Source organism: Zobellia roscoffensis (assembly GCF_015330165.1).
Classification (GTDB): Bacteria; Bacteroidota; Bacteroidia; order Flavobacteriales; family Flavobacteriaceae; genus Zobellia; species Zobellia roscoffensis.
This window is the reverse complement of sequence record NZ_JADDXT010000002.1, coordinates 3345472-3370019: the sequence shown is the minus strand read 5'-3', so window position 1 is coordinate 3370019 and position 24548 is coordinate 3345472. Positions and strand designations below refer to the sequence as shown.

Sequence of the window (24548 nt, the reverse complement as noted above, 5' to 3'; positions counted from 1 at the left end):
TTTTTTAAACCAGAAACAACAGCATGAGCCCAAAAAGCATCGTTCATAATATAGTTCCTTTAGCCCTTTTTCTAATGGTAATGGCTGCAAGCGGGCAAACAGCACAAGAAAACAAAGCTTTTTTCAAACGTTTAAAGACTGAAAAAGTAGCTTCTGATTCTACCGTAGTTTGGAAACAATTTGGCCCTGGAATGAGCGGCAACAATAAATGCGCTTTTTGGCATCCTACAGACCCCAATGCCCTTTATATCAGCCCTAATATGGGGAATTCGTACGTCTCTTTTGACAAAGGTAAAACGTATAATACTATGTTAGATGAAGATGCTTCGGGATATAAGCAAGGGGAACGAGGGCCCATGCAACTTTTTAGTATTGATTTCTCTCACCAAAATCCAGATTTCGGCTTTTCTAGTGACGACAAAAACAAGGGTATTTTCATTACCCATGACCGTGGGGAATCTTGGCAAAATCTAAACCACCCTATTTTTGACGGCAAATACGTTTCCTGTGTTACCGTAGACCCCAAAGACGATAATATTTGGTATGCCGGCGGGGGCGAAATGAGACATTTAGGCAGAATGTTGTTTCCCAACACTAAACCCCATGGCTCTAAAGAGCATGAGCCAAGTTTGAACAAACTTTGGAAAAGTATGGACAAGGGTAAAAACTGGGTACTACTAAACAAAGGACTGCATCCAAAAACCCAATTTGAAACATTAATTGTAGACCCAAAAGATTCTAATACCATCTACGCCAGTACAAATTATGGTTTTTACAAAAGCACGAATGGAGGGAAAAATTGGTCCCAAAAAACAAAAGGATTTGATTACGATGTAATGCGCGCTATGACACATCATTACAACAAAAAAACAGATGTTCTTACGCTCTACGTTATCAGCAATCCTATGTGGAAAGCAGTTGGCAATACACTGACAGATGATAAAGGCGGTATTTTCAAAAGTACGGATCGTGGCGAAAGTTGGGAGAAATTAAAAGGCAATTTGCCTTTAGACATGAGACAGTTTCAGAAAAACGCTGATATCAAAAAGAGCTACATGCACTGTGCTGCGTATGTTTTTGATATGAAAGACAATGATTTCAGGAAAGAGTTCTCTGAAATGCCTTCTGCTATTACCATTCGCTTCAATACTATTGCGGTAGACCCTAATGATCCAGATAATATTTACCTCAACAATGAATACTCTAACGCGTCGCGGAACAATTTTAAACCCGGTCAAATATGGCGTAGTAAAGACGGTGGCAAAAATTGGCATATCGCCTTGCGAAATGGAAAAGCATGGAAAACGGGTTCCAAAGATTATAAGTATTGGGAAGAAAGGGGCAATCCTATGGAAACCAACATATCACTTCGCTATTTAAAAGATTGGGTAGATAGGGATTTCTACGAACGAAAAGGCTCCAATTTTGTAAGATGGAATGCAGATGGTAGTGCACTTCATACCCAAATGGCGAAAATATCCCTTATGAGCTACGACAAAGGCGAAACTTGGGTAGATATTGATGATGAGTACACCACTCCCGGTACGGAAAGTTATGTAGGTGCCGGAAATAGCAATCTACCGGGTCATGGTTTTTACCAACACCCTAACATAAAGAACAAGGTATTCTGTATGGCCGGAGAAAACAGTTTGTGGATAACTAACGAAGAAGGGTCTCAGGTTCGTTTCGGAGCTCAAGGTGCAGAATCCCATAATTTTCTGGACCATGAAACATCACTCAGTTGGTATGCCATACATCCAAAAGATACCTTGGTTCATTATGCTCTGTTCTTTAGACAGGCTGCAAAAGGTAAATTGTTAAAATCCGTTGATAATGGAAAAACATGGAAAGAACACGGTATTGCCATTCCTAAATGGGAGATAAAGGCGCATAGTGGAGACCAAAGCGTACATCAAAATCACCTTATAATAGACCCTAAAAATCCGGATAATATGTATTTTGTGGTTCCTAAAAATTCTATTGATATGGAATGGGTGGGCAATTCCGTAACCGGATTTGGGGTTCATAAAAGCCATGATGGCGGCAAAACCTGGCAAGAAGCCAATACAGGTCTGCCCGATTCACGAGATGCCACCAAAATAGCTTTCGACCCTCAAGACCCCAACATCCTTTACGCCACCATACAGAATAAAAACGGAGGTCTTTTTAAATCCTTTAATAATGGTACTTCCTGGGTAAAGGTTACATCTTCCGAGAACATATCGGGCAATCAAGGTATAAATGACATTCATTTTTCCAGAGACGGAAAAGCCTATATTACCGCCGGAACCAAAAGAGGAAAAACAAATGACGGAGGGGTTTGGGTGAGCGATGATAACCTACGTACCTGGAAACGTATTTTTGATTACCCTTGGACCAACCGTATTGAAACGGCGTATTACAACCCCAACACAATTCTTGTATCCACTTTGAGTAACGTCTCCATAGACTCAAAAAATGCCGGCACTTATCTTTCACAAGACGGTGGCACAACTTGGACTAAAATCAACAAAGGAAACGGGCAGAGTGACCGTATTAATGATATTGCCATAGACAACTATAATCCCGGTAAATTTTATACCTCTACCCGAGGAAGCGGATGGTATGTTACACAACACCCAAAACCCAACAAACCCATTAAACTATAAATACGGAGTAACAACCAGCACAATATTACAGGGGCATATTGAACACCCCTTTGAACGAAAGAACAACCTTATGAAACGAATTATTTTTACACTATTGACCCTGAGCGGCTTTTTTACTTCCTACAGTCAGGAGAAAGCATTCCCTTTTGAACTCCCTGAAGAAAAACCGGATAGACCCTTAAGTGCCGCATTAAACCGTAATTATGATAACTATTTAGGCCCTCGTCAGGAAAGCAATGAGTTGTACACCCAGTTTAAATATACAGAGCTTAAAGGCTTTGATTATAATGGGAACGATGGTACTATAACCCGGCGTGACCCTTCCAAAGTAATTTTTGAAAATGGCCAATATTATATATGGTACACTCACCGTGAAACCCCTGTAGCTCCAGTAGGCATTCCAAGGGTTGAAGAATCTAATGATACTATTCCCTCTGCAGATTGGGATTTAGCCGATATTTTCTACGCAACATCAAAAGACGGATTTACTTGGGAAGAGCAAGGTGTTGCGGTTCCTAGGCCTCCAAAACCACAAGTAGGTTGGCGTTCGGTTACCACGACCGATATTTTAAAGTGGAAAGGGAAATACTATTTGTACTACCAAGCTTTTTCCGAAGCACCCGGAAAAAGTGGCGGAGACAATTGTCCCGTTGCCGTTTCTTATGCCGATTCTCCAAACGGTCCCTGGACACCTTTTAAGAAAGAAGTAATACCTAACGGCGCACCTGGTTCTTGGGACCAGTTTTCAATTCATGACCCCTACCCTATAGTGCACAACGGTAAGATATACCTATACTACAAATCAGATTTTGGTAAAGTTAACGGTAAGAACAATGTACGTATGCACGGTCTTGCCATTGCAGATGATCCGTTAGGTCCGTTTACAAAACATCCTTTGAACCCTATAATGAATTCAGGTCATGAGACTACTTTATTTCCTTTCAAAAAAGGGGTTGCTGCTTTTGCCATTAGAGATGGTAATGAGGCCAATACCATACAATATGCCGAAGATTGGGTGAATTTTGAAATCGCTTCTATGGTAGAAATGATGCCAGATGCCGGAGGACCTTTCGTTGCCGATGCTTTTACAGATACCAAAGACGGCCGTGGTATTACTTGGGGAATTTCACATTTTGCCAACCCTACGCGCGACTGGAAAAAAAACCATGTGGTATTAGTCCGTTTTGATTGTGACCTGAGCTTAGATGTTGATGATCAACAAATGAAACGCCACCATAACACTCCTAAGTTCGAGTATTTGTTAGAGCATGGTCTGAATGCTAAACAACGAGAACGTGTAAATAATGAAACAAAACAATTAAATGAAAACTAGCATATCTATATTCCTTTCAATTTTTCTTTCTTATATGGGAACCTATGCTCAAGAAAAGCCATTAATTCCACAACAAGCCAATGAATATGTACGAATCTACAAGCCTGATGGCGATTATTTTTTCGCCCCTGACACGCCTAACCTAAAAGAAGGCAAATGGTATGATGAATGGGTACCGAACGACCATACTTTTGTAAAGGGCGATGATGGCAAGTGGCATATCTTTGGAATAACCCACCCATTGGTAGAAACAAAACCGCTCAATAAAGGCATACACGAGGGCGAGCATGGTTCTTTTCATGCCGTATCAGAAGCAACGGATTTTAAAGAAACAGTAAAGGAGCATCACTATAATGATCTCCCAAAAATATTAACTCCAAAAGACCGGCCGGGAGAAATAGCTGCGAACCACGCACCTTATATTGTTAGAAAAGACGGACTCTTTCAGATGGTTTACGGCCATAGCCCAATGCGCTTGGCTGTTTCCGATAATCTATATGATTGGGAACCAAAAGGAGAACTCTTCTCTGACCCAGATGGTGCCCGTGACCCTAATTTACTACTATACAAAGGCACATATTATCTGACGTATTGTTCTATAAAAAGTGTTCGGATGGTAACCTCTAAAGATTTGGTTAACTGGAGCGAACCTAAAATCATTCTTAAGACGAACAAATTTGATCCTGAATCGCCCACCCTACTATTCCACAACAATACCTTTTACCTCTTTGTTTGCGCATGGAAAGGTGGCTGGGATGGCAAAGATATAAAAGGTGCTTATACCCATAAAGCCCATGTCTACAACTCCAATGACCTAAATGATTTTGGCGCGGACCAAGAAAAAGAAGTTGCGGTTTTAAATGCTCATGCCCCAGAGATTTTTCAAGGCGAAGATGGACAATGGTATATCTCTAGTGTAGAGTGGCCGTACCGAGGGGTTAGTATAGATAAATTGAAGTGGATGGAAGCAAAGTAATCTATCGATTTAATTGAAGATAAAATGAAAAAATATCTGAGAACTTTTTATATTTTTTGCTGTGTACTTTTGGTTCCAACCATAGCTATCTCACAGTCCAAAACTTTTAAAAATCCAAAGGCTAATACTAAAATTATAGGTCAGCAATGGGAGGTCATAGATTTAGTTTTTTCCGCAAAAACCAAATCTAAATCACCTTTTGACATCAAAGCCACCGCACACGTTACGGGTAAAAAAGAATCACAACAAATACCACTGTTCTATAATGGAAATGATACTTGGGTCTTACGCTATTCTAGCGCTAATACGGAAGAACAATCGTTTGTTATCTCATCAGAGTTAAAAGCTCTGGATGGAAAAAGGGGAAAGATTACGATCACTAAAAATCAAAAAACAGACCGTCACGGGGGAATTGTTCTCAATGAAAACAATCCACAGCATCTATTTTATGAAGATGGTTCGCACTATTTCAATTTAGCTTTTGAATGCGATTGGTTGTTTGCTTTAGATTATGGACAGGATGATATCAACAAGACAAAACATCTGTTATCGCTCTTAAACGAGTATCGCTTCAATCAAGTAGTAATGAATGTGTATTCTTATGACGTTTCTTGGCCAAAAGACAAACGCCTTGCCGAACATCCTGAACATGAATATGGCGGTCGTGAAGATATTTTCCCTTTTCTAGGTTCGAATTCTAATCCAGATTTTAGTTCTTTAAACATTAACTTTTTTAAACATTTTGACAAGGTTATTTCTGAAATGCATAATCAGGAAATCGTTAGTCACCTTATGATTTATGTTTGGAACAAACTCGTTTCATGGCCAGAAATGGAATCTGAAGCGGACAACAGATATTACAATTATGTCATTAAGCGATACCAGGCATTCCCGAATATAATTTGGGATGTTTCAAAAGAAGCGCTTCACAAAACTAGGGCGACTGCCGGCTATATTTCGGAACGTATTGAACGAACTAGAAAGTTAGATTCTTATGGTAGATTGGTCTCCGTTCACGATTATGGATTCTGTAGAAACCATGCGGATGAAGTAGATTTTATTTCGATGCAAAACTGGCAGCATACCCTATACCAAAATATGCTAAATGCTAGAAACGACTTCCCCAACAAACCTATTTTTAATATTGAACACGGGGGTTACGAAGCTTCTCCTTATGTAGTTTTCCCTGGAGCATATACGGATGCGGAAGTTTGTTTACGAAGAAATTATATGTGTCTTTTTGCCGGTGGGTATACTACCTATTATTGGCAAGGTGCTTCATGGAATGCACTTATCCATAATCCATTTGAACAACCCAAAGATTTCCAAAAACCTCACTTTGAGTATTTCACCCATATGCGTAAACTTTTTGACAGTGCTCCGTTTGAGAACTTTGAAGCCAATTCTCGTTACAATGGTAGCGGTTATAATTTGACCAACAAAAAAGACGGTATTATACTGCTATACACGCCAAAAGAAAATCATTATACCTCGGCCAAAGTCCAGGTTTCAAGAGAATTTAACTTTGAAAATGCCACTCAACAGTGGTTCAACACACTTACAGGAGAGTTCACTCTCGAAGAAAAATACGAAATGAAAGAGCTTGGTTTTTGGGATTATCGGCCATGGCGTTATGAAGCGGATGCCGTTCTTATCATTCGGAATTTAAAACCAAAAAACAAATGAAAAACCTAACTAAGATCAACCGGCTTAAACTACCAATATTCCTGATTTTCTTTGTGATGACCACAATAAATTATGCTCAAAATTCGAGCCATAAAAATGAAATACCGGCTGTGCCGTATGCAGCAGATTGGTCGTCTTTACAAAAACACAATACGCCAGATTGGCTTTATGGATTGAAATTAGGGATTTACTGTCATTGGGGGCCGCAAACTGTACAAGTAGCTTCCAAAAACACCCAAATGACCATCCTTGAAGCAATTGATAAATGGAAAGGAGAAAAATTCGATGCCAAAAAATGGGTCGATTTGATGCAAGATGCAGGCGCCCAGTTCGGCGGGCCCGTAGCATGGCACGGTAGCGGGGTCGTAAATTGGGATAGTAATATAACAGATTGGAATTCAGCAAAAAAAGGACCAAAAGTAGATATATACGGAAGCTTGGCAAAAGAACTACGTAAACGAAATATGCCCTTGATATCCTCTTTCCACACGGGTGATTTTTGGAGCCGTATGTGGGGTCAACTATCCAAAGAAGACTCAACTTACCTCAACCCCTATGAAGACAATTCAAAGTACGCTAGTGCCAATGAAGGCCGATTGGCGGAGGTTATTTTCAAAGCTTGGTTTGACCGCATTTCTGAAGCTATAGATACGTACGAACCAGATATGATCTGGTTCGATACCGGCTTTGGGGGAACCGTAAAAGGCGAATTAAAAAAGTACACAGATCGAGGCCGACTTTTACCGGCCGGGGATAACGAATTGATCAGTGTACCGGAAAGCTATCAACAAAAATTAATCAGTGATTATTTCAACAAGGGACTTGAATTAGGCAAAGAAGTAGAAGTCTTTTATAAAACCCATGATATTCCACCAGGAATAGGAATTCGCGATATAGAAGATGGGAACCTGCAGGGGATGCAATATGACCCATGGATGGCAGATATCAATATGCAACGCCACTTTGAGTGGCCCAGTCCTTGGTTCTATAATCCTGCAAACAAGGTAAAAGAGGCCGGCACATTGATTGATATGCTCATTGACATGACCAGCAAAAATGGTAGAATGCTTTTAAATGTGCCTCCCAAGGCCGATGGTAGCTTTGCCGATGAAACTAAAAAGGAACTTTATGCCATGGGGCAATGGCTAAAAATTAATGGAGAAGCCATTTATAACACCATGCCATGGATATTTTACGGAGAAGGCCCCACGGAAGTAACCAATCCCGGCCATCACGGACAAGGTAAAAACCATGGGGAATTGATACCAAAATACACTTCGGAAGATATTCGGTTTACCCAAAACGGAAAAAACTTGTACGCCATATGTATGGAATGGCCAGGGGAACAAATTACCATTAGAACATTAGGCAGTAAGGGAAAGCTCTATCCTGGAGACATTCAAAGTATTTCAATGTTGGGAAGTAAAGACCGTGTCAGATGGGAACAAAAACCCGAAGGTCTCGTTGTTCAATTTCCAAAAGAAAAACCGTGCGATTTCGCTTATGTTTTAAAAATCGAGCGCCGTTAAAATTTCTCTATTAAGTCATATAACAATACTGTAGTTACTCAGAAAATGATACATCTAAATTACCATCTAAAAAAAGAAAAACTAGCAATTACATTTAAGTTATATTCTATTATTTTCTTTATTTTTTGGAATCTGGGTGTGTCGGCCCAAACCGTTCTTCTTGGGGATAACGCCCCCTACCCTAATGTAAACGACGGTAACTTTAATTTGACAAATGCCGGTTCTTGGCGTCTTGGGTTTCAGTCTCCTTTCTGGACGCCCTCTAACCAACCTCAAAAAGAAGGACATTCCATGGGCTTGGTACAAGGAAAGTATTTTAGTTCTTTCGACTATGCTTATATCGATTCAAAACCATTAAACACCAGCTCGAATTACCGAAACTTAAAGGAAGGTGATGTATTGAATTGGAGTATGGGTGCCGATCTAGAATATATCAGCAACGGTACGGTTTCATTGCATCTCTTCTTTGGTGAACAAGAGCGACTTTTAGTCGAAAAAGTAAAGCTCATTGGTTCAGACAAAACGGTTGAACACTTCTCAGGAAATTATACCATAACAAAAGAAGATGCCCTAGCGGGCGCCCCAAGTGTACGAGTTTCATTTTACTCAAGTGAAGACGTTAAGGTTTATCTGGATTATGTAAACCTGAGCCTGCAAACTCCCGAGAAAAGAGGTCCTACGCTGTCAGGAAAAACCGTTGAAAAAGGTATTCAATTGGATTGGAAAGATGATAAAGCGAATTCAGACACTCAATTTTCAATCTACCGAAGTAAGGGAGAAAATGGAGCGTATCAAAAACTCACGACTACCCAAAATTTTAGTTTTACCGACACTAACCTCATCAACGGTATTGCTTATAATTACGTAGTTACTCGCCTTGATACTTCTGAGTCTACAGGCTCTAACAAAGTATATCTCAAGAAAATTGATAATGCATCACCTGCTCCTCCAACCGCCCTAAAAATTGAAGCCCTTAATACTGAAATTAAGTTGGAGTGGAACAAAAGTGTTGATATTGACGTGGCCAACTATTCAATCTATAGAAGTGATGCAGAAGGCAAGAATCTAAGACAAATAGCACATGACATAAATGACACTGAATATATAGACTTTACACCAAAAAAGGACGTAACTAATTCATATATAGTTTTCGCTCACGATTATTCCGGCAATAAGAGTAGGGCCTCAAAAATGATAAAAGCCAAGGTAAGAACCGTTTTGGGAACTTCTTTTAGCGACCTAATTCTTCCGATGCCCATTCATAATAAACTTAGGTCAGACCTATGGGGTACGGATGCTGTTTTACCGCGTGATGCAGATAACGGAATTGAAGACCCAGAATGGAGCTATTGGGGAGGAAGACCCGTTAAAGGCATGGACAACAAATACCATATGTTGGTAACTAGGTGGCCAGCAAACGCAACCAAAGGTCATTGGGAGTGGCCCAATTCAACAGTAGCGCATGTGGTCTCTGAAGCTCCAACGGGACCCTATAAAGTGAAAGAAGAAACAGCATATGACTTTCACAATGGGCTGGGCCATAATCCCGATATAATTTTATTGAACGACGGTACATATATGCTCTACTCCCTCGTGGACTGGGAAGCTACCTTGTTCACCTCTAAAACCATGAACGGCCCATGGAAGCGTCTAGGGATTATGACGGTAGATTGGAAAAGCACCAATGAAGATGAAAAACTATCATATCGGTATTATCGTAACCTATCAGGAGTTCAGTTAGAAGATGGTCGATTTCTATTTGTGACAAAGGCCGGAGAGATGATGCGCAGTGAAACAGCCGATCCTCTGGGGCCGTATACCGTTCTAACCGATCAGATTAGATACAACCAAATTATTCCAGAAAAATATAGAAACTCCAATTACGAAGACCCGGTTCTTTGGAAGGATGAAGTACAGTATCATATGATGATTAACGCATTCTGGGACTATCGTGCAATTTACCTACGTTCACCTGATGGCATCCATTGGAAATTCAACCCCGGTACGGCTTACACACCAGACAATACTTCCTATGAAGATGGTTCTAGAACCCATTGGTACAAATTAGAGCGGCCCCATGTATTACAGGACCAGTATGGAAGAGCTACACATCTTTCATTGGCTGTTATAGATGTACCAAAAGCAGACGATTTAGCGCGAGATAAGCACAGCTCAAAAAACATCATTGTTCCCCTTACCGTACACAAGCGCATTCAGCTCTTGAACAAACAGAAGATAGGCCCATCAACAAAGAAGATAAGGGTCTTGATACATTCAGAAGCGGATTTTGACGCCCAAAACGATATCGACCTTGCCTCTTTACGATTCGGCGCTTCAGAGGAAGTCGATTTTGGAAGAGGATCAAAAGTAACCAAGACCAAGAAAAAAGGTAAAGACCTGATTATTGAATTTAACGGCAGGGGAAACGGATTGACCGAAAACAATTTTGCAGGAAAACTACTTGGAAAAACAAAGGAAGGTAAGCTGATTATAGCCTTTTCGAAACTTTCATCAAACAACGATTAAGTTTTATAAACTTTTAAAAAAAATGCACTCATTTGGTTTGTATGAATGATACCCACTGGAAAGGAAAAGCACTGAAGAGTCTAAGTAAGTTGATATGAAATAATCAAAGATTAATGTAAAAAAATAAATTCATGAGATTAAATAAAATGATTTTTTGCTTTGCTATAGTGCTTACTTTTTGCCAATGCCAACAGCTAAAAAACCAAAAAACGGATAAGGAAAATTGGCAAGTTCTTTTCAATGGAGAAAATTTGGACGGATGGGTCGTTAAGTTTAACCATCATGAATTAGGAGATAATTACGCAAATACTTTTAGAGTGGTTGACAGTGTAATCCAAGTAAATTATGATGGCTATACTGAATTTGGGGAACGCTTTGGACATTTGTTTTATCATAAACCATTTTCAGCTTATCATCTTAAATTTGAATATCGTTTTACAGAACAGTGGATGGACGAGGCTCCTATACATGCCTACCGTAACAGTGGTATTATGTTTCATTCACAAGACCCAAAAATCATTTTAAAAGATCAGAAATGGCCGGTAGCTGTAGAGTTTCAATTTTTAGCTGAAGAAACAGAGGGCGAACCAAGGTCTACTGGAAATTCATGCAGCCCGGGAACACACATTCATAAAGATGGTGAATTACTTAAGCAGCATGTTGTAGAATCCAGCTCCAAAACTTACAAATGGAATCAATGGGTGAAGGGTGAGTTAATTGTAGATAAGCAATCTAATATAACGCATATCGTGGAAGGAGATACTGTTTTGCAATACTCAAACCCTATCATTGGAGGTCGTGCTATAGTAGGCTCCAATCCAGATATGCTAGTAGATGGCACAGCAATATCAAGCGGCTTTATTGGTCTACAGGCCGAAGGCCAAGGAGTAGAATTTAAGTCCATTAAGATTAAGACATTGGATTAAAAATCATAAGAAAAGGAAATTAATTACACCATAAATAGAGAAAAAAAAGCATGATGACTTTTTTTAATAAACAGACAACATTAGTAATTCTTCTACTATTGATAAGTGGATGCTTTGCAAAAGCAGCTGCCCAGCAAAAACCGAACATCCTTTTTTGTATTGCTGATGATCAATCTTTTGCACATACTTCCACTCAAGGTGCGGCAGAGTTAAACACACCTAATTTTGACCGTGTTGCCAAGAGTGGGGTTATATTCAATAATGCCTATACAAACGTATCTTCTTGCGCTCCATCAAGAGCTTCCATTTTAACCGGGCGTAATATTTGGGACCTTGAAGAAGGCGGACTATTGTTTGGAGGATTGCCTAAAAAGTATACCACTTTTTCAACACTATTATCCCAAAATGGATATACCACAGGGTATTCTGGTAAAGGGTATATGCCGGCCAATCAAAAAGACCCCTACCAGACACGACCATTAGCTCCAGAGTTCAACGATATTAAAATGGATGCCCCAAAAAAGATGTCCAATAAAGATTATGCAGAAAACTTCAATACCTTTCTTTCTAGTAAAAAAGAGGACAAACCTTTCTTTTTTTGGTTCGGGTCACATGAAGCCCACCGAGGATACGATGCTGGAAGCGGCGCCAGGGCTGGCAAAGATATTTCAAAAATAGAAGTACCCGGTTTTTTACCCGATAATGAATTAATACGCAATGACATTGCCGATTATTACAGTGAAATAGAGTGGTTCGATTCACACTTAGGGCGGATGATCAACGCCTTGGAAGATGCCGGAGAGTTAGAGAACACTATCATAATTGTAACGGCAGATAATGGAATGCCTTTTCCCCGTGCAAAAGGCACATGCTATGATTATGGCACGCATATGCCTTTAGCTATATGTTGGGGCAATAAAATTAAAGGGGGCAACCGCGTAGATGATTTTATAAGCTTCACTGATTTTGTTCCCACTTTACTAGAAGCCGTTGATATTGCTACTCCCGAAGATGTTACGGGAAATAGTTTTTTAGACGTTTTGCTGTCCAATAAAAGTGGACAAATAGACCCTAAAAGAGATCGGGTATTTACGGCTTTGGAACGCCACACCTATTGCCGTCCCGGTGGAGCTCCCTATCCCATAAGAACCATTCGCAAAGGCGATTGGTTGTATATGATAAACTTTGAATCTGACAGATGGCCTTCCGGTAATCCTGATTTTGCCTCTCCGCACCAAGGTTTTTACGGAGATATAGATGCCGGGCCTTCCCGTGAATATTTAATTAAAAATAAAGATCAAGACTCTGTGAAATTTTATGCAGACCTATCACTTAAAAAACGTCCTGAAGTAGAGCTGTACAATGTAAAGGAAGACCCTTATCAACTACATAACCTCGCTTATGACGATACTTATGCAAGCCTGTGCGTCGAATTAAAAACAGACTTATTTGCCTATTTAAAAAGGACAAACGACCCAAGAATGCAAGGAAAATCGCCTTGGGATAATTATCCCTATTTCTTTGAAGGTTTTGAAAAGGAACATTTGAAACCTGTTGAGCAAAGACAATAAACAACTTTTAAAGAAAAATTTATGTTAGACCAATTTGACTTAAAAAATGAGAGGCAACTTTTGGCCGTTGTACAAATAGCAACGTTTCCAAATAGCAAGTGCATCATCACTTGGGGGATTGTTTTTCTACAATTAATTGCCATTTCTCAAACCATTTATGCTCAGGTCCAACCAACTCAATCATCTCAAAATTGGCATATGCCGGATTTATCCAACGTGCCACTCAAAAGCGATTCTCAAAGTGATTACACAGAGATTAAGGATAGTATTCCTATCAGAGGAACAGAATACCTAATACGTGTTCCTAATAACTGGAACGGAACACTTCTTAACGATTTGGATTATAGAAAGTCCGCAGATTCATCTAGAAACTTGTTATTACTTAAACAAGGGTATGCCTTGTCCGGAACTGCCCGTAGGCCAGAAAGACTTGACAATTACGACCCTGCCCATGAGATTCATGATCTTATATCGGTTTTGGATATTTTTGAATCCATCTTTGGAAAACCCAAGCAGGTCATACAATTAGGGTGTTCCGGTGGGGGTACTGTTACATTGGCTATGGCGGAAATACATCCAGACCGGATAGATGGCGCTATTGCCGGATGTGCCTCTACCAGTCCGTGGATGGCCAATACACATTTGGATGGATTGTTTGTTTTAAAAGCACTTATTGCCCCGGACCTTCCCATCGTAAACCTTCCACTTACTGAACCTGAAATATCTATTATTGGCACTAAGTGGCAAAAGGCTATAAAAAATGCCCAAAAGACACCTGAAGGCCGTGCCCGTATTGCGCTTGCAATAACTATTGGGCAGTGGCCCGCTTGGGGTGGTCCGGGAAAAGCACCGATTCCAGAACCAGATGCCAACAATGCAAATGACTTGCAAGAAAGTATGTATCAAAGTCTCTTGAAACTACTTCCTTCAAAACAAACTTTTGGCACCAGTATGCTAGAGCAATCTGCTCCCGGTCAACTACGATGGAATACCGGAGTAGATTATCAAGTTTCATTCTCAAATGGCGACACATTGTATAAAGCAGCTGTTCAAAAATTATATAAAGAAGCGAAAATTGACCTTAAAAAGGAATTAAAAAAAATCAATTCGTTTGAGCGTGTTAAGGCCAACCCTAAAGCCGTAAAATGGTGGAGTGCTCCTGGTCGTACTCATTTAGGAAAACCTAAAGTTCCCCTTTTGAGAATAAATACTAGCGGAGATGCCTTGGTGTACCCAACTATGGGCCAAGGTTATAAGGAATTAGTAAAGGAAAACGGCTACTCGGACTTTTTCCGCATGGCATATGTCAACAGATGGGGACATTGCAGTTTTAGTTTATCTGAATGGCTATCCGCTATTGAAATTATGGTACAACGGATAGAAAATGGTGTATGGCCTAAAACCGATTCGGATACTCTGAACAAATTGGCCAATTCCCTATACTCTAATAGTGAGGCACGCTTCTATAACCATAGAGAAGTAAAGGCCTATAACCGTATCTGGACACCCACTGTACAAGATTACTTAGGACAATAAAAATAATAACACAACAACCCCAAAAACTATTAAAAATATAGCACTTATGAATCCATCTACATTGATAAACAAAATATGCTTCCTAATTTTATTTGCAGGACTTGGCAGTTTGCTGAGTGCTCAGGAACAACCAAATGTTGTAATCGTAATGGCCGATGATATCGGTCTTGGCGATATCGGTTTTTATCACAAAGAAAGAACGGGTAAAGCACCCGTGGTTCCCACACCTAATATAGATGAACTCATAGCAAATGGTATGCGATTTTCCGATGCCCACTCCCCTGCTTCTTTATGTGCTCCTACCCGATATTCAATGATGACCGGTAATTATCCGTATAGAAATACTAATAGCCCTTGGGGTGTTTGGTCTCCGTTAACCAATGACGGTATTGATGATGACTCCACTACCCTATCCCGGATTGCAAAAAAGGCAGGATATAACACGTCATTTTTTGGCAAATGGGGATTGGGCGGTGTTTGGAACGGTGCTCCAGAAGATTATTCAAAAACAGAGGGAGGTGCTCAAAAATTCGACTTTGATTACTCTATAGAACTACCTCAAGGCATTCAAAACAAACCTTATGTCTATTATGAAAATGGCACGTGGATGAAACTCAAAACTGATTCGGAATTAGTTCATATTCCTTTTGAACAAACCGAATATGACGAAGGAAACAGAAATCGCGGAAGAGATGGTATAGGCGATTCTAATTGGAACCCTTCCTTAGCTGGGCCAATTTTAGCAAACAAAGCTGTAAACTATATTGAACAGCAAGGCAAAAACAGTGCTAAAAATCCATTTTTTATGTACTACTGCAGCCAGGCTGTTCATGTGCCCCATAGTCCATCAGAAAGTTTAGACGGAAAAAAAATAAAAGGTTCTACTCCTGGAAATCATGGGGATATGATTGCCGAACTAGATGCCCAAGTGGGTATGATGATAAAAGCTCTTAAAAAAACCGGGGCGTATAAAAATACCCTTTTTGTATTTACTTCTGATAATGGAGGCCTTAATCATGACAAAGCGTTAAAAGACGCAGGGCATGATTCCAGTAATGGGCTTTCTGGCAAAAAAGCTTCAATCTATGAAGGTGGGCATCGTGTTCCTTTTATCGCCGTTTGGCCGGAAAAAATTGCTAAAAACTCAGAATCCCATGTTCCTATTGTAGGTCAGGATATGGTTTCCACCTTATCAGCAATTGTAAACGTTCCGATTGATGATAGTAAAGTGTTAGATTCCGCTAATCTTCTTCCCATCTTTCAACAAAAATCCACAGAACCGCTGCACAAATACCTCATGCACAGGTCCCAAGATGTTAAGGGTCCTTTTCATGCCATTCGTGAAGGTAATTTTAAACTGATCATGATAGCGGATAGTAAGAAAAACCTAAAAGGACTAAAAGCAATTGAACTGTATGATTTAAAGGACAATGTACAAGAGAAGAAAAATAAAAATCTAATTAATGAGCCCGGGCAAGCAGAGCGTATACAAAAAATGCAAGAGACCTATCTGGATTTAAACACCAATGGAGGAACTACACTTTTTTAAAAGCTAATTAATGGGCTTTAATCCAGCTTAAAATATTCTTATACGTATCAGAACCACTTACCAAAATAAAACAACGATTATGAAAAAAACAGTCTTCATTTTAATGACCATTTTGTTTTCTCTGCCCTCTTGTTTACAAGCTCAGGAAAAGAATTATGAACCAGCTTGGAACTCCTTAAGAAACCACCACGCCCCAGAATGGCTGGTTGACGCTAAATTTGGAATATACTGCCACTGGGGAATTCAGACTATCAGTTATGAAAAAGGAAAAGAAGATTGGACGGATGAACAATTGCTCAAACAATTTAAAGGCGAAAATTTTAATGCGGATGAATGGGCTAAACTGTTTGAAACCGCTGGTGCCAAATTTGGTGGGGTCATCGGTTGGCATGGTAGTGATTTAAAACACTGGAACAGCGATATCTCAGATTACAACACGGCTAAAGTTGGACCTAAAATAGATATCGTTGGCGAAGTTTTTAAAGCTGTCCGCAAACGAAATATGAAAACCTTGGTTTCCTATCATTCTATTGAAGGTGATGAATGGATTGATTTTGCCAAAGAAGGAGTAGATAAGTATGATCCCGATATTTTTTGGGTGGATGCCAGTTTTGGTGGTACCAAAGGCTCTCACAATAAAAAAGTGACTCGCAAAAGCAAGTTTATTGGTGAAGGAACTTTACCATCTCCCGTATTTGAAGATAAATATCAAAGGGAGTTTATTTCTTACTTTTTCAATAAGTCTTTAAAGCGAAAAAAAGAAGTTGAATTTGTTTATAAATCCAATGACATTCCACCTTCCGTAGGCATGCGAGATTTAGAAAATGGTATTCTTACCGAAACCGCTTATGACGTTTGGATGACCGATATGGATATGACCGTGCCACCAGATTTTCCAACACATGGTTGGTTTTATAGAGAAGGTATTCCTTTACGTTCCACCAATGAATTGGTAGATATGTTAATGGATGTTATTAGTAAAAATGGAATCCTTTTATTAAACATCCCTCCAAAGTCTGATGGTACTTTTCCTGCCGAAGTAGTCAAAAACCTAACACAGATGGGCAAATGGTTAGAAAAGAACGGTGAAGCTGTTTATAACACAGCTCCTTGGTTTATTTATGGTGAAGGCCCTACTGATATTGATGAAGGTAACTATACGTACCATCACAACAATCATTTTGCACAAGTTCAATACACAAAAGAAGACATCCGGTTTACTGTAAACGGAAATAATCTTTATGCCTCTTGCTTGGGTAAACCTGATGGTGACCTTTTGATTAAATCCTTAAATTCAAGTTTTAAACTTCGTGAAAGTGATATTCAAAAAATCGTTCATTTGGGTACGGGTAAACCTGTTCAATTTGACCATAATGAAAACGGACTTCTTTTAAAATTGAATGGCGTTATGCTTGAGGAATCGGCCAACGTTTTTAAAATAACACTTAACTAAAGTTGTTCATGAGAATCATTCGTACCACTTTATTAGCACTGCTCTGTTGTTTGCAAGTCACCGCCCAAACACCTGAAACATCATCAAAACAATATGGCCAACTATTGCAAGATTTTGTTGATATGCGCTTTGGTATGTTCATATGTTACAACATCATGTCTTACGGGGCAAGTTGGGGCGAAGAAAACTATGATATTTCTACTTTCAATCCAAAGAACCTGAATACGGACCAGTGGGCAGATGCTGCCGTTTCAGCGAAAATGAAATTTGGCCTGCTGACGACAAAACACCACGAGGGCTTTTGTTTATGGGATAGTGAGGTTACCGATTATGATGTTGCTTCTACTCCATACAAAAAGGACATCGTAAAGCAATATGTTGAGTCTTTCAGGAAAAAAGGACTGAAAGTAGGCCTCTATTATTCCATTTGGGACAGCACACATAGTATCGATAAAGATAAAATCGGACCTCCGGAAATGGACTTTATAAAAACCCAGATTACCGAACTGCTGACCAACTATGGTAAAATAGATTATTTAGTTATAGATGGCTGGTTTTGGCGGATGGGCCATCATGAAGTACCCTTCACTGAAATTCGTGAATTGATTAGAAAGATACAGCCCGATTGTTTATTGACGGACCATACCCATTTACAGGCCCCTTATCAATTGGATATTCCTTATTTTGAAGGTCCCTTTGGAGCTTTTCCCGATGAGAACAACCAAATGGCTTCGGCATTAGGGCATTGCAACTTTAAAGGAAACGGATGGTTCTGGGGTCCTGAAACCCCAAACGGTATGTTAAAAGAAGAAAGTGCCGAAAAGCTAGTTTCAAAATTGGAAACGCTAGAAAGCAGGTATTGTAATTTTATGCTTAATTGCATGCCCAACAGAGAGGGTCTTTTAGATTCTGCGTTTATCTCGCTTTTAAGCGACATTGGTAAAAAATGGTCTCCCAATGAATCCAGAATAGACCTCCCATCAAAAAAACATCTCATTTTCTCGGCGCCTATTGTAACGGCCACTGCATCCAGTGGCAAGGCTTCCCATTTAATAGATGCTACCCAATACAAAACCGATTTTAAACACTGGGTTTCCGATGCTTCTTCAATTCAGACCCTAACTTTTGATTTGGGCCGTCCCAAAAATATAAACATCATCACCTTAGTGCCCAACCACAAGAGCAAACCAGCTCCGGAAACGGCCCTTTCGGAAGGAAATATTTTAGAATGCAAGACCTACATCAGCAATGATAATAAAGAATTCCTGCTGGTATCTACGGATTCATGGCCAACGAATTCAAAATATAGAAGCATTGATTTTAAGGCCTCCAAAGCCCGATATATCAAAATTGAAATTTTAAAATGGAACGGTATAAATGCCATTATTGCCGAAGTAGAAATCGGAAATTCCACTCATCAAATGAATTAAAAATCATCAAAAAGCACATATGATATAGGCATATGATCATTTGTAACAATTTCAATAAGGTGCTATGATTATTTTTACGAAAAATCACTCTTACAAAATAACACTACAGTTTAACCAAAAACGAACAACAAACAAACGCCAAAAAACCGAATATGAACCAATTATTTTACCAGTTAACAAATCGTTCTACAATACAAAAAAGTCTCTTCTTTACTTCTGCCCTTGTACTATTCACTCTTGGCAGTTGTAAAAAAGAAAAACCGGTTTACGCAGATGTTATTTACTCTAAACCTACACTAGTAAAAGACCCGCCGGTCACTTTTATGTCGCCCGAGGAAAGTATGAAAACTATGCACCTGCCTGAAGGCTATAGAATGGAGCTGGTTGCCAGTGAACCCATGATCAATGAACCCGTAACTATTGCATGGGCTCCCGATGGCAAACTGTATGTTGCCGAAATGCTGACCTATATGCAAGATATAGATGGTACGGACGAAAATGAACCGTGGAGCCGAGTTTCTGTGCTTGAGGATTTGGACGGAGACGGCAAAATGGATAAGAGTACTGTTTTTGTTGATAGTTTGATTCTGCCGAGAATTCTACTTCCGTTAGACGACAGGGTGATCATTGGCGAGACATACAACCGCAGCCTTTACACGTACAGGGATACGGACGGCGACAATGTTGCCGATGAAAAGAAGCTCATCCTAGAAAATAATAAACGTGATAATGCAAACCTAGAGCACCAATCCGCCACAATGATTTGGGGGCTGGATAATTACCTTTATCAATCCAATGGCTCTTTGCGCTATAGATTTACAAAGGGTGAAATGGAGGTTGATACCTTAATGGACGCACCTTCGGGTCAATGGGGCATGACGCAAGACGAAGTAGGTCAGATTTATTATTCCAGCGCAGGTGGCGAAACCCCTGCATTGGGCTATCAACAACATCCCTATTATGGCAATCTAGAAATGGAAGGCAAATGGGAAGAAGGTTTTGAAAAAGTGTGGCCCATAATTGGAACACCAGATGTGCAGGGCGGTCTCCATAGGCTTCGAGAAGACGGTACACTCAACCATTTTACGGCAAGTTGTGGGCAGTCGGTATTTTTAGGCGATAAATTGCCCATGTATGGCGACCTTTTCATTCCCGAACCAGTTGGGCGCTTGATTCGTAGAGCGAAAGTGAACCTAGTGAACGGAAAAAAAGTACTTTCCAATCCGTATGGTGAAACAGAGTTTCTGGCATCCACAGATACCAACTTTAGACCAGTTGACACTCAAACCGGCCCTGACGGTTGTTTGTACGTTGTAGACATGTACCGCGGAATTATTCAAGAGGGCAACTGGGTTAGAAAAGGTAGTTTTCTTCGCCCTGTGGTAGAACGAAAAGGATTTGACAAGAATATTGGAAAAGGTAGAATTTACAGAATAGTTCATGAAGAAATTGCACCTGCCAAACAGGAAAACCTCTTGAACAAATCAAATGCCCAATTATTGGATTATCTGCATCACCCTAACGGTTGGTACCGTCTTACCGCTCAAAAACTTTTGGTACTCAAGGAAGACAAATCCATAGTCCCGGATTTAAAAGATATTGTAACTGGCGGTGACCCTTTTATGGGTTCAATGCTAGGTGATACGGATTATGCATTGGGTAGACTACATGCTATCTGGGCTTTAGATGGTCTTGATGCCATTGACAAATCTCTTATTCTATCAGCTCTGCAAGATGATGATGCCCGGGTACGTATGGCAGCGCTTCGGGTAGCCGAACCTTTGCTAAAATCCGGTAATCAAGAAGTTATTGAAGCGGTCCAGACGTTAAAAAATGATACAAACCCAGAAGTTTTGCAACAACTGTTGCTTTCTCTACGGTCTGCAAAAGACAAAGCAGGAAACGAAACCATTGCCCAGGTCATTTCCTCAAATCCATCAAACGAAGCTATTGCGGTCATTGGGGAAGAGAGTCTAAAAGAAGTACCTCTAGAAATAGAGCAAATCAAGAAGAAACACGTGCTTCAGAATACTCATACCCGCAGCAGAATTGTAAAGGGATACACGCATTTTAAAAATTTATGTGCGTCCTGTCATGGTAAAAATGGTAATGGTATTGAAGGCATGGCTCCTTCATTGATCGGTTCTCCCAGGGTGACCGCCAAAAAATGGGATATTCCCGTGAAAATTCTTCTAAATGGCCTTACGGGACCTGTTGACGGCAAAGAGTACTCTGGTGTTATGGCGGGCATGAAACAACAGGACGATGAATACATTGCTAGCGTCGTCACCTACATAAGAATGCACCTAAACAACGAAAGTGGCGTTCCTGCTTGGAAGGTTGGTAATGTGAGAAGAAGTATAAAAGACCGTGAAGACTATTGGACGATAGAAGAACTGGAAAACGAAAAATAAATTCAATAAAATTATAGTTAATGCGTACTTTACAAGTAGTAAAAACAATGCTTTTTATACTGCTATTTCATCTAGCAGCTCATGCACAACAAAAAACTTTACCAGAAGGCTTTGAAAAAACAGATCGTTCCAAACTAAATATCAACCAAGGATGGAAATTCCATTTGGGTGATCCAGATGCTGATTTTTTTAAATTGGATACGGATGATTCCAAGTGGGAAACAGTTAACGTGCCTCACGGATTGGAACTTACTACTATGGACCTCAACGGGGTTCAAGATGATAAATACCAAGATACTTTTATGCGAAAAGTAGGGTGGTACCGAAAACAAATTGAGGTTTCGGACAACTCCCAAAGCAAAGTGTTTCTTGAATTTGAAGGCGTTCACCAAGTAACGGATGTATGGGTAAATGGCAAACACATAGGTCAGCATGCCGTTGGTGGGTACACCCCTTTCCATTTTGATATTACCGATTTTGTAAATCGAGGTGCAAAAAATTTAGTTACCGTTTTAGCCGATAACCGCAAGCGCGAAGACGTGCCACCGGACCCAGGCCCTATGGACTATATTAAGTTCGCCGGTCTGTATCGTGATGTGTATTTGGTTGAAACCAATCCGTTACATATCACCTTTAATTGGGAAGCTGAAAACGCAGGCCAATACATTACCACCCCCACCGTAGATCCGGTGAATATGAATGCAACGATTAATATTAAAACTACGGTTCGGAACGAAAATAATCAACCTAAAATAACTACGGTTATAAATAGGGTTGTTGATGATAAAGGTTTGGTCGTTTTAAAATTGGAGCAGACAAAAACCATTGCTTCCGGTGCAGATGTTCAATTTAATGTAATAGGAAGTATTGAAGACAACTTGAAGCTTTGGTCTATAGATGAACCTAACCAATACCGTGTAAATACTTTGGTTTTAGAAGCCGATAAAGTAGTAGATCAGATAGAGGTAAAAACCGGATTCCGTAAGATTGAAATGAACAATCATGACGGTATTGTTCTCAACGGAAAACCTCTAAAACTTATTGGAACCAATTTACACCAGCACTATGGTTTTATTGGGGATGCCATGCCCAATTCACTGCATTACAAAGATATTCTTCAATTAAAAAAATTGGGAATGAACGTCATTCGTACGGCACATTATCCGCATGACAATTCGTTGTTGGAAGCCTGTGACGAGTTAGGAATGCTGGTGTATGAAGAAGCCCCTACGTGGATGTCAATAGGTAACGAAGCTTGGTTCGATAATTTTGAAAAGTCCGCCAGAGCAATGGTGCGCAACCACAGAAACCATACGTCCATTTTTATTTGGGGGGCTGGTATAAACCATAGAGGTTATGTTCCAAGGGCTCATAATGTTATCAAACAGGAAGATCCAGTTAGGTATACCGCATCACAAAGTAGTAGATGGACAGGCTGGCAGACTTCCGGCTTGACCGATATTTATGGTCAAATGGTGTACGGCCCTTATTATTGGAGCGGAGATGAGCCTATGGTTGCCATGGAAGGCCGTCGCGGTCCGGAAGCCGTTAATGAATACATGAACGACCCGATGAAACTGGGACTTATTTCGTGGACGGCCCATGCCTACTATACTTTTCACCCTACTAAAACACCTAAAAATAGAAGTAGAGGTGGTTTCATGACGGCTTTTCGCTATCCTAGACCTGAGGAAAACTTGGCTTGGTACCCAGCTGAACTAACGGATTACCCCTACTTACATATTGCGTCCGATTGGAATGAAGACACAAAAGAAGTGGTGATTTTTAGTAATTCGGAAAAAGTACAGCTCAAAGTAAACGGTAAAACAATTGCCGAGGAACATCCTTCGCGAGCGGATAAGTACAAATATTTAAAACACGCACCATTTGTATTTTCCATTTCAAAATATGAAAAAGGAACACTGACCGCCAACGGATTGTTAGATGGTAAAATTGTCGTTTCCAAAACTACAAAAACTCCGGAAGAAGCTTATAGAATCATCCTAGAGCCAGATATGGAAGGACGTAAGTTCGTTGCCGATGGTTCTGATATTCTGGTGGCATATGCCAAAATAGTGGACAAAAATGGCATCTTGCTTGGTGATGCAGATGTAGCTGTAGAATTCTCAGTAAAGGGTGATGCCGAAATAATTGGAGACAAGGAAGGTATTGGCTCCAACCCTATGCAAACGGAATATGGAGTAGCTCCTGTTTTGATTCGTGCAGGAAACTCTCCTGGGCAGATAACCATCACAGCAAAGGCAAAGGGACTTAAATCAGTAACTGAAACAGTTACCACCGAAAAAGCGAATTTTGACATGATTGCTTCTACTGCCGAACCTATTCATGATTTTGAGAGCATTCGGGTAGATTTAGGTGGAGAAGAACAATTGGTGCAGTTTGATTGGATTCCGTGGAATGGAAAAGATAATGCTGCCTCTACCAAACAATTTGAAGAACTTGGTGGTTTTTCCGCTACTGTTCAAAGTAATGGCGATGCCAGCTCTACACGCTGGTTGGGCGAAATCAACGTCATAGGTAAATATGGCTTTGCCCATGGCGAAGGGGTTTTAGGGGTTTCAAAAGAGGGGCTGACCTTAAGATTTTCTGGTTTGAAAAAAGGAAAATATAAATTGAATACGGTTCATCATGCACCAAGAACCAATACAGATAGTATGGACCCCAATCAAGAAAAAATGGCTACTTATAGAATTTACAAAATTCCGTATACCAAAGAGCTAGATGTGACTATTTCAGATGCCAATGGAACCTCTACCCTATCGAACGTTACCGTTACCGAGGGCGAGACCATGCAAACTTCGCCGTTTCAACCCACCGAGATATATTTTGAATCCGATGGAAAAAATAACATTCAATTCATTTTTAAAGGAACAGACCAAAAAGCAGTTTGGCTTAACAGTTTTGTGCTAAGTGAGTGGCATTAGATAATCTAATTTCATCCATTAAGAAA

Annotated in this window: 14 protein-coding genes; all 14 read left to right on the top strand. The window is 40.1% G+C overall.

Annotated elements, in window-relative coordinates; all coding sequences use genetic code 11:
• Positions 1–23 precede the first annotated feature (23 nt).
• The 14 genes from IWC72_RS13715 to IWC72_RS13650 all read left to right on the top strand — a co-directional run bounded on the left by IWC72_RS13715 (position 24) and on the right by IWC72_RS13650 (position 24522).
• Entirely contained in the window at positions 24–2648 is a 2625-nt protein-coding gene (locus tag IWC72_RS13715; RefSeq protein ID WP_194530143.1) for a VPS10 domain-containing protein, read from the top strand.
• A gap of 70 nt (positions 2649–2718) precedes the next feature.
• Positions 2719–3981: a glycoside hydrolase family 117 protein gene (locus IWC72_RS13710; RefSeq protein WP_194530142.1), complete on the top strand. Its 1263-nt coding sequence runs from the start codon at positions 2719–2721 to the stop codon at positions 3979–3981.
• Positions 3971–4957, top strand: coding sequence for a family 43 glycosylhydrolase (locus IWC72_RS13705; protein WP_194530141.1), 987 nt, complete (start codon positions 3971–3973; stop codon positions 4955–4957). Before IWC72_RS13710 ends, IWC72_RS13705 begins: the two co-directional genes overlap by 11 nt.
• Positions 4958–4981: 24 nt before the next feature.
• Positions 4982–6643: an apiosidase-like domain-containing protein gene (locus IWC72_RS13700; protein ID WP_194530140.1), complete on the top strand. Its 1662-nt coding sequence runs from the start codon at positions 4982–4984 to the stop codon at positions 6641–6643.
• Positions 6640–8172 (top strand): alpha-L-fucosidase, encoded by a 1533-nt coding sequence (locus tag IWC72_RS13695; protein ID WP_194530139.1) that lies wholly within the window; start codon positions 6640–6642, stop codon positions 8170–8172. The genes IWC72_RS13700 and IWC72_RS13695 overlap by 4 nt, the downstream gene beginning before the upstream one ends.
• Before the next feature lie 45 nt (positions 8173–8217).
• Positions 8218–10698, top strand: a complete 2481-nt coding sequence (locus IWC72_RS13690; RefSeq protein ID WP_194530138.1) for a hypothetical protein — start codon at positions 8218–8220, stop codon at positions 10696–10698.
• Between the two features lie 131 nt (positions 10699–10829).
• Positions 10830–11624: a 3-keto-disaccharide hydrolase gene (locus tag IWC72_RS13685; RefSeq protein WP_226979571.1), complete on the top strand. Its 795-nt coding sequence runs from the start codon at positions 10830–10832 to the stop codon at positions 11622–11624.
• Positions 11625–11674: 50 nt separating this feature from the next.
• Positions 11675–13195 (top strand): sulfatase family protein, encoded by a 1521-nt coding sequence (locus IWC72_RS13680; RefSeq protein WP_194530137.1) that lies wholly within the window; start codon positions 11675–11677, stop codon positions 13193–13195.
• A 21-nt stretch (positions 13196–13216) separates the two neighbouring features.
• A complete protein-coding gene (locus tag IWC72_RS13675; RefSeq protein WP_194530136.1) occupies positions 13217–14731 on the top strand; it encodes an alpha/beta fold hydrolase in 1515 nt (504 codons plus the stop codon).
• 46 nt (positions 14732–14777) lie between these two features.
• Positions 14778–16280, top strand: a complete 1503-nt coding sequence (locus IWC72_RS13670) for a sulfatase family protein (RefSeq protein WP_194530135.1) — start codon at positions 14778–14780, stop codon at positions 16278–16280.
• 79 nt (positions 16281–16359) lie between these two features.
• On the top strand, positions 16360–17733 hold the full coding sequence (locus IWC72_RS13665; protein ID WP_194530134.1) for an alpha-L-fucosidase: 1374 nt from the start codon (positions 16360–16362) through the stop codon (positions 17731–17733).
• Positions 17734–17741: 8 nt separating this feature from the next.
• Positions 17742–19163, top strand: a complete 1422-nt coding sequence (locus IWC72_RS13660) for an alpha-L-fucosidase (RefSeq protein ID WP_194530133.1) — start codon at positions 17742–17744, stop codon at positions 19161–19163.
• A 152-nt stretch (positions 19164–19315) separates the two neighbouring features.
• Positions 19316–21577 carry a DUF7133 domain-containing protein gene (locus IWC72_RS13655; RefSeq protein ID WP_194530132.1) on the top strand — a complete coding sequence of 754 codons (2262 nt, stop codon included), beginning with the start codon at positions 19316–19318 and terminating at the stop codon, positions 21575–21577.
• 20 nt (positions 21578–21597) lie between these two features.
• Positions 21598–24522 (top strand): glycoside hydrolase family 2 protein, encoded by a 2925-nt coding sequence (locus IWC72_RS13650; protein WP_226979570.1) that lies wholly within the window; start codon positions 21598–21600, stop codon positions 24520–24522.
• The last annotated feature ends 26 nt before the right edge of the window (positions 24523–24548 follow it).

Coding starts and splice junctions, on each gene's coding strand:
- IWC72_RS13715 (WP_194530143.1), top strand. CDS start 24: ATGAGCCCAAAAAGCATCGTTCATAATATAGTTCCTTTAGCCCTTTTT.
- IWC72_RS13710 (WP_194530142.1), top strand. CDS start 2,719: ATGAAACGAATTATTTTTACACTATTGACCCTGAGCGGCTTTTTTACT.
- IWC72_RS13705 (WP_194530141.1), top strand. CDS start 3,971: ATGAAAACTAGCATATCTATATTCCTTTCAATTTTTCTTTCTTATATG.
- IWC72_RS13700 (WP_194530140.1), top strand. CDS start 4,982: ATGAAAAAATATCTGAGAACTTTTTATATTTTTTGCTGTGTACTTTTG.
- IWC72_RS13695 (WP_194530139.1), top strand. CDS start 6,640: ATGAAAAACCTAACTAAGATCAACCGGCTTAAACTACCAATATTCCTG.
- IWC72_RS13690 (WP_194530138.1), top strand. CDS start 8,218: ATGATACATCTAAATTACCATCTAAAAAAAGAAAAACTAGCAATTACA.
- IWC72_RS13685 (WP_226979571.1), top strand. CDS start 10,830: ATGAGATTAAATAAAATGATTTTTTGCTTTGCTATAGTGCTTACTTTT.
- IWC72_RS13680 (WP_194530137.1), top strand. CDS start 11,675: ATGATGACTTTTTTTAATAAACAGACAACATTAGTAATTCTTCTACTA.
- IWC72_RS13675 (WP_194530136.1), top strand. CDS start 13,217: ATGTTAGACCAATTTGACTTAAAAAATGAGAGGCAACTTTTGGCCGTT.
- IWC72_RS13670 (WP_194530135.1), top strand. CDS start 14,778: ATGAATCCATCTACATTGATAAACAAAATATGCTTCCTAATTTTATTT.
- IWC72_RS13665 (WP_194530134.1), top strand. CDS start 16,360: ATGAAAAAAACAGTCTTCATTTTAATGACCATTTTGTTTTCTCTGCCC.
- IWC72_RS13660 (WP_194530133.1), top strand. CDS start 17,742: ATGAGAATCATTCGTACCACTTTATTAGCACTGCTCTGTTGTTTGCAA.
- IWC72_RS13655 (WP_194530132.1), top strand. CDS start 19,316: ATGAACCAATTATTTTACCAGTTAACAAATCGTTCTACAATACAAAAA.
- IWC72_RS13650 (WP_226979570.1), top strand. CDS start 21,598: ATGCGTACTTTACAAGTAGTAAAAACAATGCTTTTTATACTGCTATTT.